Consider the following 12,458-nt stretch of genomic DNA (forward strand, 5'->3'; position numbering starts at 1 on the left):
GCCGATCGGCGCAGCGTGCCGGTACCGTGGTACGGATGACGCCAGAGCCCGGAGCGCGCCGCCGAGCAGCCCCCCGCACGCTCGCCGACGAGCTGCGCTCCCGTTCCGACGACGCGCTCGCCGAGCTGCTGCGGGCCCGCCCCGACCTCCTCTCGCCCGTCCCCGGCGACCTCTCCCAGCTCGCCACCCGGGCCGGCGCGCGCGTGTCGGTCCTGCGGGCGCTGGAGCGGCTGGACCGGTTCGCCCTCCAGGTCGCCGAGGCGCTGGCCGTCGCCCCCGACCCGTGCCCGTACGAGGAGCTGGCCGCCGGGCTGCCCGGCGGGGAGGCCGAACTACCGCGCGCGCTGGGGCTGCTGCGGGAACGGGCGGTGGTGTGGGGCGGCGACGACCGGCTGCGGCTGGTGCGCACCGCCCGCGAGCTGCTCTCCCCCACCGCGAAGGGCCCCTCCACGACCGGCCTGGGCCCGTCCCTGGCCGAGGCCGCCACCGGGATGTCGCCCGGCCGCCTCCAGGAGATCCTGGCCGCCGCCGGGCTGCCCGCCACCCACGACCCGGTGAGCGCGCTGGCCGCCCTGTCGGGCCTATTCACCGACCGGGAGCGGATGGCCGCCCTGCTGGAGTCGGCGCCCGAGGAGGCCCGGTCGATGCTCGCCAGACTGACCTGGGGCCCGCCGTGGGGCGAGGTCTCCGGCGCCCCCTCGCCCCCGGTGCGCTGGCTGCTGGACCGCGGACTGCTGCTGCCGGCCGCGCCCCGGACAGTCGTCCTGCCCCGCGAGGTGGCCCTGCACCTGCGCGGGGGCCGGATCCACCGCCGCCTGGAGCCGCTGCCGCCGGAGCCGGAGCCGGAGCCGGCGCGCACCCGTCCGCGGGAGGCGGTGGACGGGGCGGCCGCGGGCCAGGCGCTGGCCGCGCTCACGACCGTCGAGGAGCTGCTGACGCTGTGGGGGACGGCGTCCGGGGCGCCGCCCGTGCTGCGGGCGGGCGGCCTGGGCGTGCGGGACCTCAAGCGCACCGCCGTCGCGCTGGACGTGCCCGAGCCGGTCGCCGCCTTCTGGGTCGAACTGGCCTACGCCGCCGGGCTGCTGGCCTCCGACGGCGAGGCGGACGAGCGGTACGCGCCCACGCCCGCGTACGACGCCTGGCTGGAGCTGCCGCCCGAGCGGCGGTGGACGCGGCTGGCCGGCGCCTGGCTGGCGGCCACCCGGCTGTCCGGGCTGGTCGGCGAGCGCGACAGCCGGGGCCGCCCGCTGAACGCGCTCGGTCCCGGTCTGGACCGCGGCCCGGCGCCCGAGCTGCGCCGCCGCACCCTGGCGCTGCTGGCCCGGTGCGCGGACGGGGACGGCGCGGCGGCGGCACCGGAGGCCGACGCGGTGGTGGCCCGGCTGGACTGGGAGTGCCCGCTGCGCGGCGGCCCGAAGCTGCGGGAGCGGATCGTGCGGTGGACGCTGGCGGAGGCGGAGCTGCTGGGCGTCACCGGACGCGGCGCCCTCGCCTCGTACGCGCGCCCCCTGCTGGACGCGGACGCCGGGGCGCACACCGCCCTGGAGGACGGGGCGGAGGACGCGCTGGGCCCGGCCGGCGAGGAGGCCGCCGCCCTCCTGGCCCCCCGCCTCCCCGAGCCGCTGGACCACGTCCTGCTCCAGGCGGACCTGACGGCCGTGGCCCCCGGCCCGCTGCGGCGCCCGCTGGCGGAGACGCTGAACGTGCTGGCCGACGTGGAGTCCAAGGGCGGCGCGACGGTCTACCGCTTCACCCCGCAGTCGGTGCGCCGCGCCCTGGACGCCGGCCGCACCGCCTCCGAGCTGCACTCCTTCCTGACCGCCCACTCGCGCACCCCCGTCCCGCAGCCGCTGGCGTACCTGATCGACGACGTGGCGCGGCGGCACGGGCGGCTGCGGGTCGGCGCGGCCGGGGCGTACGTGCGCTGCGACGACGACGCGCTGCTGGCCGAGATCGCCGCCGACCGCCGCGCCGCCGGGCTGGGCCTGCGGCTGCTGGCGCCGACGGTGCTGGCCGCCAGGGCGGACCCGGGCACGCTGCTGGAGCAGCTGCGCGCCCTGGGGTACGCGCCCGTCTTCGAATCGTCGGAGGGGGACGTGGTGATCCACCGCGCCGACACCCTGCGCACCCCGCCGCGCACCGCCCCCGACCCGGTGCCGGACGGCCCGCCCTCCCCCGACGCGCCGCTGCTGGCCGCCGCCGTGCGCGCCATCCGGGCGGGCGACCTGGCGGCCACCGCCCCGCACCGCCCCCGGCGGCCCGCCCCGGACGCGCCCGACGGCCGTCCGCCGCGCACCACCGCGGCCGACACCCTGCGCACCCTGCGCTCGGCGGCCCGCACGGGGGCGCCGGTGTGGATCGGCCACGTGGGCGCGGACGGCACCGCGACGCAGCGCATCATCGAGCCCGTCCGGGTCGAGGGCGGGTTCGTCACGGCGTACGACCACACCGCCGAGGAGGTCCGCACCTACCCCGTGCACCGCATCACGGGCGCGGCGGAGCTGGCGGACACCGACGACGGCTGAGGCGGGCCGCCCGCGGCGGACGGCCGGGCCGCGCCCCGGCCGTCCGCCGGTCCGATGCGGCACACTGGACGGTCGGCCCCGCGCACCGCCCGTGTGCGGTGCCCCGTCGGAGGCAGGAGGAGCCACGTGACCGGACCGCTCATCGTCCAGAGCGACAAGACCCTGCTGCTGGAGGTCGACCACGAGCAGGCCGAGGCGTGCCGCCGCGCCATCGCGCCCTTCGCCGAGCTGGAGCGGGCCCCGGAGCACATCCACACCTACCGGATCACCCCGCTGGGCCTGTGGAACGCCCGCGCCGCCGGGCACGACGCCGAGCAGGTCGTCGACGCCCTGGTCACCCACTCCCGCTACCCGGTGCCGCACGCGCTGCTGGTCGACGTCGCCGAGACGATGGCCCGCTACGGGCGGCTGCGGCTGCTGCGGCACCCCACCCACGGCCTGGTGCTGGAGACGACCGACCGGCCGGTGCTGGAGGAGATCCTGCGCTCCAAGCGGATCCAGCCCCTGGTCGGCGCCCGCATCGACCCCGACACCGTCGCCGTGCACCCCTCCGAGCGCGGCCAGATCAAGCAGGCGCTGCTCAAGCTGGGCTGGCCCGCCGAGGACCTGGCCGGCTACGTGGACGGCGAGGCCCACCCCATCGAACTGGAGGAGGACGGCTGGGCGCTGCGGCCCTACCAGCGGCAGGCCGTGGAGAACTTCTGGCACGGCGGCTCCGGCGTCGTCGTCCTGCCCTGCGGCGCGGGCAAGACGCTGGTGGGCGCGGGCGCCATGGCCACGGCGAAGGCCACCACCCTGATCCTGGTCACCAACACCGTCTCCGCCCGCCAGTGGAAGAGCGAGCTGGTGCGGCGCACCTCGCTGACCGAGAACGAGATCGGCGAGTACAGCGGCGCGAAGAAGGAGATCCGCCCGGTCACCATCGCCACGTACCAGGTGCTGACCACCAGGCGGAAGGGCGTCTACCCCCACCTGGAGCTGTTCGACTCCCGCGACTGGGGCCTGATCGTCTACGACGAGGTGCACCTGCTGCCCGCGCCGGTGTTCAAGTTCACCGCCGACCTCCAGGCCCGCCGCCGCATCGGCCTGACGGCCACCCTGGTGCGCGAGGACGGCCGCGAGGCGGACGTGTTCTCCCTCATCGGCCCCAAGCGCTTCGACGCGCCCTGGAAGGAGATCGAGGCGCAGGGGTACATCGCCCCGGCCGACTGCGTGGAGGTCCGGGTCGACCTCACCGACTCCGAGCGGCTGGCGTACGCGACGGCCGAGTCGGAGGAGAAGTACCGCTTCTGCTCCACCACGGCCTCCAAGCGGCGCGTCACCGAGGCGCTGGTGCGCCGCCACGCCGGCGAGCAGACCCTGGTCATCGGCCAGTACATCGACCAGCTCGACGAGCTGGGCGAGCACCTGGGCGCACCCGTGATCAAGGGCGACACCGGCAACGCGCAGCGCGAGAGGCTCTTCGACGCGTTCCGCTCCGGCGAGCTGTCGGTGCTGGTGGTCTCCAAGGTCGCCAACTTCTCCATCGACCTGCCCGAGGCCACCGTCGCCATCCAGGTGTCGGGCACCTTCGGCTCCCGGCAGGAGGAGGCCCAGCGGCTGGGGCGCGTGCTCCGCCCGAAGGCCGACGGGCACGAGGCGCGCTTCTACTCCGTCGTCGCCCGCGACACCGTCGACCAGGACTTCGCCGCCCACCGCCAGCGCTTCCTGGCCGAGCAGGGCTACGCCTACCGCATCGTGGACGCCTCGGAGATCCTCGCGGACGAGGCGGAGGCGGACGGCGTCGGGTAGCCTCCCCCGCTCCCGGTTCCAGGGGAGGAGCGGGGAGGCGCGAGCCGTACCCGCCGGTCGAGCCGTACGGGACGGGGACGCAGGACGTCGGCGACGGCGACCGCGTGTACTGGGAGACCTGCGGCACCCCGGACGGCAGGCCCGCCCTCGTCGTCCACGGCGGGCCGGGCTCCGGCTGCGGGACGGGCGCCCGCCGCCTGTTCGACCCCGAGCGGTACCCGGAGCGGGTGCCGCAGATCGTGGCCTCCGGCGTCACCGCCGCCCGCCGCTCGGAGACCGGCTGGCTCCACCGGGGTGGCCCGCTTCCTCCCCGAGCAGTGGGAGCGCTTCGCGGCCGGGGTGCCGGACGCGCCGCGCGACGGCGACACCGCCGAGCTGCTGGGGGGCGTACGCACGGCTGACGGAGCACCCGGACGCCGCGGTGCGGGAGAGGGCCGCCGCCGACTGGTGCGCCTGGGGGACGCGGTGGTCTCCGGCGGGCCGTACGCCGGGCCCGCCCCGTACGGCGGATGCCCCTCGGCCGCCCGGCTGGCCGTGGTGCGGATCTGCGCCCACCACTTCTCGCACGGCGCGTGGCCGGGGGAGGGCGCGCTGCTGCGGGGCGCGGGGCGGCCGGCGGGCATCCCGGGCGTCCTGGTCCACGGCCGGCTCGACCCGAGCAGCCCGCTGGAGACCGCGTGGCGGCCGGCCCGCGCCTGGCCGGACGCGGAGCCGGCCGTCGTCGGCGCCGAGGACCACCTCGGCGGCCCCGCCACCCGCGCCCGCGTGCTGGAGGCGCTGGACGGCTTCGCCCGGCGGTGACGCCCTCACCCCCGGGGGGGTCCGCCGTTCCGGCCGGCACCGGCCCGGTCGCCTCCTGCGGGCGCCCCGGCGGAGGGCGGGAGGCGGGGTCCGCCCGCGCCGGGGGGCTCCGGCCGGACGTCCCGGCGCAGCCGCCACGCCGCGTACGCCCCCAGCCCCAGGGCCAGGAGCGGGTACGGGGAGGCGAGGGGCTGCTGCCACCAGGGCAGGTGGAGGTCGAGGTCGCCGGAGTGCGGGACGAGCCAGTGGGAGCGGGCCGTGAACAGCGCCGCGACCGCGTACGCGCACAGCGGCCACCGGCCGCGCGGACCGGCCAGGACGGCGAGCAGGGGCACGCACCACACCCAGTGGTGCGACCAGCTGATCGGCGAGACCAGCAGCGCCGTGCCCGCGGCGGCCAGCACCCCCCACGCCTCCCGGCCGGACAGGTGTGCGCGGCGGGCGAGCCACAGGCCCAGCAGGCCGGCCGCGGCCGCGGGCACCGCCCACCACAGCCCCGGCTCGGGGGTGTGCAGGACGCGGGCCACCAGCCCCTGGAGGGACTGGTTGTCGACGATCCACGCCTTGCCGACCCGCCCGGTCTCGAACATCCGCCGCGTCCAGAAGTCCGCGCTCGCGCCGGGCAGGGCCGCCGCCCCCAGCGCCACCGTCCCGGCGAAGCCCGCCAGCGCGGTCAGCCCGGCCCGGATCCGGCCGGTCAGCAGCAGGTGGACGGCGAAGATCGCGGGGGTGAGCTTGATCCCGGCCGCGACGCCGATGGCCAGGCCCTTGCCGCGCGCCCCGTCCGGGCGCGTCAGGTCCCACAGCACCAGGCAGGCCAGGGCGAGGTTGATCTGGCCGAAGAGCAGGGTCTGGAAGACCGGTTCCAGCCACACTCCCAGTGCCGTGGCGGCCACCGGCACGACGGGGTTCGTGCGCCGTCCGGCCAGCCGCAGGGAGAGGTGGACCAGCAGGGCGAGCAGGGCGACGTTGCCGACCGCGAAGAGCGCCTGGGCGACGGGCAGGGGCGGCACGGCGACGGGGACGAACAGCAGCGCGGCGAAGGGCGGGTAGGTGGCGGGCAGCCTCCACTCGGTGACGGTGAAGCCGTACAGGTCGCTCCCCTCGACGACGGCCCGGCCCTCGGCGCGGTAGACGAGGAGGTCCACCAGCGGGTTCGGCTGCGCCGCGCAGAGGGCCGCGAGGACGGCGAGGGAGACGGCGAGCAGGGCGACGGCCGCGTACGCGCGCAGCCCGGTGCGGGGGCGGGCGGCGTCGGCGTCGGGGGTGGGCGCGGTGGGCACTCGGCCGCCTCCTGGTCGTTCCGGTCCGCCGGTGTCGGCCGCCGGTCGTCACCGGCCGCGGAGCGACCCTAACGGACGTTCCGAAGCGCCCGGAACGCCCGTCCCGCCTCCGTGCGCCTCAGGCCCCGGCGGCGGTTCCGGACGGCCGCCGCCCGCGGGTGCCGCGGCCCTCGCCCTCGCCGTCGCGCTCGTCGTCGCGCTCGTCGTCGTCCTCGTCGCGCGCCTCCGCGTAGTCGCCGAGGACGGCGACGTCGAAGGCGGCGCCGGCGAAGACGGAGATCGCCCGGACGGCGTCGCCCAGGAGGTGCCTGCGGTGGCGGTGCCCCCCGCCGTCGGCGTGCGGGCCGGACGCGCCGAGCGCGGTGGCCCCCGACGCGGGGCCGCTGGAGGCCTGGGAGGGGATGGATGCGCTGTTCATGGCTCCATGGATTTCCGGTTTGGCCCGATTGGTCCACTTCCATCCTAGGCCCCGTCACGGCTTTCCTCCGCCCGCAACCCAAAGGGCCCGCCCGCCTTCCCGGCGGCGGATACCCGCTCGCCCGCCCGGGCGGGGAGGGTTACAATCACGCCTCTCCCGCCTCCCGCGCCGCGGTGGCACACGAGCCGCGCGAGTCCGCGCGGCCCGTCCGCCGCACCGCCGGGGAGGAGCCGGCCGGTCGGTACCGGCCGGCCGACCGCGCCCCTCGACGGCGAAGCCCCCGTCCGGCCCCGCGGTCCCTTCCGCCCCAGTCGTCCACCGCACCCGGTGCGCGGCTCCCCCGCACCCCGCCGTGCCGGGCCGCCCCGCTCCGCCGTGCGCACCCACCGGAGGCTCCGCCGTGCCCTCGCGCACTCCCGACCAGCACACCGCTCACCGCACCGACCGGCCCGCCGGGTCCACCGGGCAGTCCGCCGGACCCGCCGGCCCGCTGGAGCGCGAGCGTGCCCACCTCGCCGCCTCCCGGGCCGCGCTGCGCGCCATGCGCGAGGACGTCGAGGCGCTCGACATCTCCGACGTCACCGCCAACTGGGTGAACGCCGAGGTGCTCCAGCGCCAGATCGACGCCCGCATCGAGGCCCTGGCCGACCTCTCCGGCACCCCGCTGTTCTTCGGCCGCCTGGACCTCGTACCGGACCCGGAGCCGGCCCGCTACTACATCGGCCGCCGCCACGTCCACGACGCCGACGGCGACCCGATGGTCGTCGACTGGCGCGCCCCCGTCTCCCAGCCCTTCTACCGCGCCTCGCGGAAGGACCCGCAGGGCGTCGGGCTGCGCCGCCGCTTCGGCTACACCGGCGGCGAGCTGACCGCCTACGAGGACGAGGACCTGACCGACCCGGAGGAGACCGAGCAGGTCAGCGCGCTGCTGAAGCGGGAGATCGAGCGCCCGCGCGTCGGCCCGATGCGCGACATCGTGGCCACGATCCAGCCCGAGCAGGACGAGATCGTCCGCACCGGCATCGAGGGCACGGTCTGCGTCCAGGGGGCGCCCGGCACCGGGAAGACGGCCGTCGGCCTGCACCGCGTGGCGTACCTGCTGTACGCGCACCGCGAGCGGCTGGCCCGCACCGGGACGCTGGTCATCGGTCCGAACCGGTCCTTCCTGCGCTACATCGAGCAGGTGCTGCCCGCCCTGGGCGAGCTGGCGGTGCGGCAGACGACGGTGGAGGACCTGGTCACCGGCGCCACCGGCGTGGAGGTGCGCGGCACCGACGACCCGGAGGCCGCCCGGATCAAGGGCGACGCCCGCATGGCCGAGGTGCTGCGCCGCGCGGTCCGCGCGGGGGTGGCGATGCCGACCGAGCCGTGCGTCGTGGTGCGCGGCTCGCGGCGCTGGCGGATCCCGGCGCACGAGCTGGAGGAGATCGTCCGCGAGCTGCTGGACCGCGGCATCCGCCACGGCGCCGCCCGCGAGGCCCTGCCGCAGCGCGTCGCGCACGCCGTGCTGACGCGGATGGAGCGGGCGGGCGAGGCGCCGGACGACCGGGTGCAGGACGCGGTCGCCCGCACCCCGGCGGTCAAGGCGGTCGTCAAGGCGGTGTGGCCGGAGGTGGACCCGGCGAAGCTGGTGCTGCGCCTGCTGTCGGACGCCGCTTTCCTGGCCGAGCAGTCGGAGGGACTCCTGACCGACGAGGAGCGCAAGGCGATCCTGTGGGCGAAGCCGCCGCGCGGGGTGCGGTCGGCGAGGTGGTCGGCGGCCGACGCCGTGCTGATCGACGAGGCCGCCGACCTGGTGCGGCGCACCCCCTCGCTCGGCCACGTCGTCCTCGACGAGGCGCAGGACCTCTCCCCCATGCAGTACCGCGCGGTGGGGCGCCGCTGCGCGACGGGCTCGGCGACGGTCCTGGGCGACCTGGCGCAGGGCACCACCCCGTGGGCGACGGCGAGCTGGGCCGAGGCCCTGTCCCACCTGGGCAAACCGGAGGCGGCGGTGGAGGAGCTGACGCGGGGCTTCCGCGTGCCGCGCGAGGTCATCTCCTACGCCTCCCGGCTGCTGCCGCACATCGCCCCGGGCCTGTCCGAGGCGACGTCGATCCGCGAGGCGGCGGGCTCCCTGCGGGTGCGGCCGGCGGCGGTGGAGGAGCTGGACGCGGCGGTGGTGGACGCCTGCCGCGCGGCGCTGGCGAAGGAGGGCTCGGTCGGCCTGATCGCCGCCGACGCCCGCCTCCCGGCCCTGACCGAGGCGCTGGACGCCGCCGGCCTCCCCCACCTCGTCCCCGGTGCGGAGACGGACGCCGGCACCCGGCTCACCCTCGTCCCGGCGAGGCTCGCCAAGGGCCTGGAGTACGACCACGTGGTCCTGGACGAGCCGGCGGCCGTCGTGGACGGCGAGCCGGACGAGCGCACCGGTCTGCGGCGCCTGTACGTGGCGCTGACGCGTGCGGTCTCCGGCCTCGCCGTCGTCCACGCCGCCCCCCTGCCGGAGCCGCTGGCCGGCGGCGCGGGGGGTGGCGGGAGCGCCTGAGGGCCCCGCGTCCCCGTCCCGGGAAGCGCGGGCCGGACCGGGCCGCCTCCGCGGCGGCGCCCGGCCGAGGGCTCAGACCCGGCCGGCCACGGCCGGGGACCGGCCGTCCAGCAGGCCGCGCCAGACCCGGACCGCGTCCGGGTCCACCGGGGCGTCCCAGCCTCCGGCGCGGGCTGCGCCGCCGATGTGGAAGGCGGTGACGCCCGCCGCGCGCAGCGCGGGGACGTGGTCGAGGAGGAGGCCGCCGCCGGCCATCAGCAGCGGCCGGTAGCCGGGTTCGCCGGCCGCCGTGCGGGCGGCCTCGGCGCACAGCACGTCCAGGCCCGCCGCCACGCCGTCCGGCGAGCCGGCGGTGAGGTAGGTGTCCAGGCCGGGCAGGCCGTCGAGCCGTTTGCGCAGCACGCCGCGGTCGGCGCAGCCGTCGATGGCGCGGTGGAAGGTCCAGCGGCAGCCGGGCACGGCGTCCAGGAGGGCGCCGATCGCGGCGAGGTCGGGGGTCCCGGTGTCGTCGAGGAAGCCGAGCACGAACTCCTCGGCGCCCTCGGCGCGCAGTGCGCGGGCGCGCCGGCACAGTGCGTCGAGCGCATCGGGGCCGCCGGCGGCGAAGCCGTCGGCGGCGCGCAGCATCACGCGGACGGGCAGGTCGACGGCTGCGCGCACGGCGGCGAAGACCGCGGGGTCCGGGGTGAGGCCGCCGGCGGACATGACCGCGGCGAGCTCGACGCGGTCGGCGCCGCCCTCCCGCGCGGCGACGGCGTCCCGGGCGTCGAGCGCGATCACTTCCAGGATTGGTCTAGACATATAGCGGAGCCTGCCACACCGCCGGACACGGTGGGAAGGAGCGCCCCACAATTGGCGCCATGTCCACCCCCGAAAGCCGCCATCCGGCCCACGAGGACCTCCGCGAGCGCTGGACCCGCACCCTCCTGGCCGTCCGCCGCCCGGACGTCTCCCCCGGCGACGTCCCGTCCCCGTACGCCTACGCCGACGACCTGCTCGCCCGCTGGGCCGAGCCCCACCGCCGCTACCACACCACCGACCACCTGGTCGCCGTGCTGGACCGCGTCGGGCTGCTCTCCGCGCACTGCACCGGACCGGACGCGGTGGCGGCCGCGACCCTGGCGGCCTGGTTCCACGACGCGGTCTACCTGCCCGAGCGCTCCACCAACGAGGAGCGCAGCGCGCGCCTGGCCGAGCGCGCCCTCCCCGAGGCGGGCGTCCCGGCGGCACTGGCCGCCGAGGTCGCCCGGCTGGTCCGCCTGACCGCCACCCACGACCCCGCCCCCGGCGACACCGCCGGCGAGGTGCTGTGCGACGCCGACCTCGCCGTCCTGGCCGGGACACCGCAGGAGTACGCGGCCTACGCCGCCGCCGTCCGCGAGGAGTACGCCTTCGTGCCCGACGACGCCTTCCGCGCCGGCCGCGCCGACGTGCTGCGCCGGCTCCTCGACCTGCCCGCCCTGTTCCGCACCCCCTACGGCCGCGACCACTGGGAGCACAGGGCCCGCCGCAACCTGGCCGCGGAACTGGAGCTGCCGGCCTCCTGAGGGCACGCCGTCCGCGCCGCCGGACGGACACCGCGAACCGCCGGCGGGAGCGGTCCGGCGCAGCCGGACCGGCGGGAACGCGCGAACGGGCCGGCGGGAATGCGCAACCCCCCGGCGGTGTTGGTCCCGGGCATGCCACACCCCGACACCCCGCCCTCCGCCAGCGGTCACACCCCGCGTTCCCGCGCCCGCATGCCCCTGGCCGTGTACGTCCTCGGCCTGTCCGTCTTCTCCCTGGGCACCTCGGAGTTCATGCTCTCCGGGCTGCTCCAGCCGCTCGCCCGCGACCTGGGCGTGTCCATACCGCAGGCCGGACTGCTGGTCTCCGCCTTCGCCGTCGGGATGGTGGTGGGGGCACCGGTGCTGGCCGCGGCGACGCTGCGGCTGCCCCGGCGCACCACCCTCATCGCCCTGCTGGCCGTCTTCGGGCTGGGGCAGGTGGCCGGGGCACTGGCGCCGACGTACGGGACGCTGTTCGCCTCGCGGGTGGTGAGCGCGCTGGCGTGCGCCGGGTTCTGGGCCGTGGGCGCCGCGGTGGCCGTGTCGCTGGTGCCGCCGGGCATGAAGGCGCGGGCGATGGCGACGATGATCGGCGGCCTGAGCGTCGCCAACGTCATCGGGGTGCCCGCCGGGGCGCTGCTGGGGCAGCACGCCGGCTGGCGCTCGGCGTTCTGGGCGGTGGCCGCCCTGGCGGCGGTCGGCCTGGTCGGCGTGGTCACGCTCGTCCCGCGCACCGGGCCGCCCACGGGCGACGACCGTCCGGTGCTCCGCCGCGAGCTGCGGATCTACCGGGACGGCCAGGTGTGGCTGGCCCTGGTGATCACCGCGCTCAACGCCGCCGCCACCTTCTGCCTCTTCTCCTACCTCTCCCCCCTGCTCACCGACACCGCCGGTCTGGACGAGGGCTGGGTGCCCACCGTGCTGGCGCTGTTCGGCGTCGGCGCGCTGATCGGGTCGGCGACCGGCGGCCGGGCCGGCGACCGGAACCTGTTCGGGACGATGTACGGGGGCATGGCCGCCACCACCGCCGTCCTGGCCCTGCTGGCGCTCACCGCGCACGTGCCGGCGGCGGCCGTCGGGCTCGCGCTGCTGCTGGGGGTGACGGCCTTCTTCACCGCCCCGGCCATCAACGCCCGGATGTTCGACGTGGCGGGCTCCGCCCCCACCCTGGCGGGCGCGACGACGACCTCCGCGTTCAACCTGGGCAACACCATCGGCCCGTGGGTCGGCGGCCTGGTGATCACCGCGGGCTGGGGCTACACGGGCGTCTCCTGGGTCAGCGCCCTGCTGGCGGCCGCGGCCGTCGGCGCGACGGTCGCGGCCGCCCGGTGGCACCGGCGCACCGCCGCCTCCCGCGTGGTGGCCGGCGCCCCCGGGGGCGCCTCCGCGAAGGAGCCGGTCACCGAGGCGAAGGGCTGAGGAGGGCCGGGCGGTAGCGCGGGCGTTTTCCGGGCACCTGGCTTTTCGAGGGTGGCGCTACCCTCGGGGGCCAAAGCCCCGGAGCAGACCGGTCCGTGGTCGCCCCTCCGTCCGGAGGGGCGCGGTGAGAACGGAAGGACGCGTCAC

General features: G+C 77.6%; 8 protein-coding genes and 1 pseudogene. 6 read left to right on the top strand and 3 right to left on the bottom strand.

Annotated elements, in window-relative coordinates; translation table 11 throughout:
• The first annotated feature begins 35 nt into the window (after positions 1–35).
• The 3 genes and pseudogenes from ACFSJS_RS03200 (at position 36) to ACFSJS_RS03210 (ending at position 5,117) form a co-directional block, all read left to right on the top strand.
• The gene (locus ACFSJS_RS03200; protein ID WP_380896399.1) at positions 36–2,525 is read left to right on the top strand and encodes a helicase-associated domain-containing protein; all 2,490 of its coding nucleotides are present in this window, start codon (positions 36–38) and stop codon (positions 2,523–2,525) included.
• 126 nt (positions 2,526–2,651) lie between these two features.
• On the top strand, positions 2,652–4,316 hold the full coding sequence (locus ACFSJS_RS03205) for a DNA repair helicase XPB (RefSeq protein ID WP_380896401.1): 1,665 nt from the start codon (positions 2,652–2,654) through the stop codon (positions 4,314–4,316).
• A gap of 104 nt (positions 4,317–4,420) precedes the next feature.
• A pseudogene (locus tag ACFSJS_RS03210) lies at positions 4,421–5,117 on the top strand (alpha/beta hydrolase family protein).
• A gap of 5 nt (positions 5,118–5,122) precedes the next feature.
• On the opposite strand, the gene ACFSJS_RS03215 reads toward ACFSJS_RS03210, so the two are convergent.
• Complete coding sequence (locus tag ACFSJS_RS03215; protein WP_380896786.1) at positions 5,123–6,325, bottom strand: glycosyltransferase 87 family protein; 1,203 nt, start codon at positions 6,323–6,325, stop codon at positions 5,123–5,125.
• A 193-nt stretch (positions 6,326–6,518) separates the two neighbouring features.
• Positions 6,519–6,818 (bottom strand): hypothetical protein, encoded by a 300-nt coding sequence (locus ACFSJS_RS03220; RefSeq protein ID WP_380896403.1) that lies wholly within the window; start codon positions 6,816–6,818, stop codon positions 6,519–6,521.
• Positions 6,819–7,218: 400 nt separating this feature from the next.
• Here ACFSJS_RS03220 and ACFSJS_RS03225 point away from each other — a divergent pair, with 400 nt between their 5' ends.
• Positions 7,219–9,345, top strand: a complete 2,127-nt coding sequence (locus ACFSJS_RS03225) for a HelD family protein (RefSeq protein ID WP_380896405.1) — start codon at positions 7,219–7,221, stop codon at positions 9,343–9,345.
• A gap of 72 nt (positions 9,346–9,417) precedes the next feature.
• On the opposite strand, the gene ACFSJS_RS03230 is transcribed toward ACFSJS_RS03225, so the two are convergent.
• Positions 9,418–10,146 carry a copper homeostasis protein CutC gene (locus tag ACFSJS_RS03230; RefSeq protein ID WP_380896407.1) on the bottom strand — a complete coding sequence of 243 codons (729 nt, stop codon included), beginning with the start codon at positions 10,144–10,146 and terminating at the stop codon, positions 9,418–9,420.
• A gap of 59 nt (positions 10,147–10,205) precedes the next feature.
• Between ACFSJS_RS03230 and ACFSJS_RS03235 the strand changes: the two genes are divergently transcribed.
• Both ACFSJS_RS03235 and ACFSJS_RS03240 read left to right on the top strand, forming a co-directional pair.
• Positions 10,206–10,892, top strand: a complete 687-nt coding sequence (locus ACFSJS_RS03235) for an HD domain-containing protein (RefSeq protein ID WP_380896409.1) — start codon at positions 10,206–10,208, stop codon at positions 10,890–10,892.
• Between the two features lie 192 nt (positions 10,893–11,084).
• On the top strand, positions 11,085–12,311 hold the full coding sequence (locus ACFSJS_RS03240) for a Cmx/CmrA family chloramphenicol efflux MFS transporter (RefSeq protein WP_380896411.1): 1,227 nt from the start codon (positions 11,085–11,087) through the stop codon (positions 12,309–12,311).
• Positions 12,312–12,458: the final 147 nt, after the last annotated feature.

The organism is Streptomyces desertarenae (assembly GCF_042681365.1).
Lineage (GTDB): Bacteria > Actinomycetota > Actinomycetes > Streptomycetales > Streptomycetaceae > Streptomyces > Streptomyces desertarenae.

Excerpts from the sequence above, each read along its gene's own strand:
- ACFSJS_RS03235 (WP_380896409.1), top strand. The coding sequence starts at position 10,206 with ATGTCCACCCCCGAAAGCCGCCATCCGGCCCACGAGGACCTCCGCGAG.
- ACFSJS_RS03240 (WP_380896411.1), top strand. The coding sequence starts at position 11,085 with ATGCCCCTGGCCGTGTACGTCCTCGGCCTGTCCGTCTTCTCCCTGGGC.
- ACFSJS_RS03220 (WP_380896403.1), bottom strand. The coding sequence starts at position 6,818 with ATGAACAGCGCATCCATCCCCTCCCAGGCCTCCAGCGGCCCCGCGTCG.
- ACFSJS_RS03230 (WP_380896407.1), bottom strand. The coding sequence starts at position 10,146 with ATGTCTAGACCAATCCTGGAAGTGATCGCGCTCGACGCCCGGGACGCC.
- ACFSJS_RS03200 (WP_380896399.1), top strand. The coding sequence starts at position 36 with ATGACGCCAGAGCCCGGAGCGCGCCGCCGAGCAGCCCCCCGCACGCTC.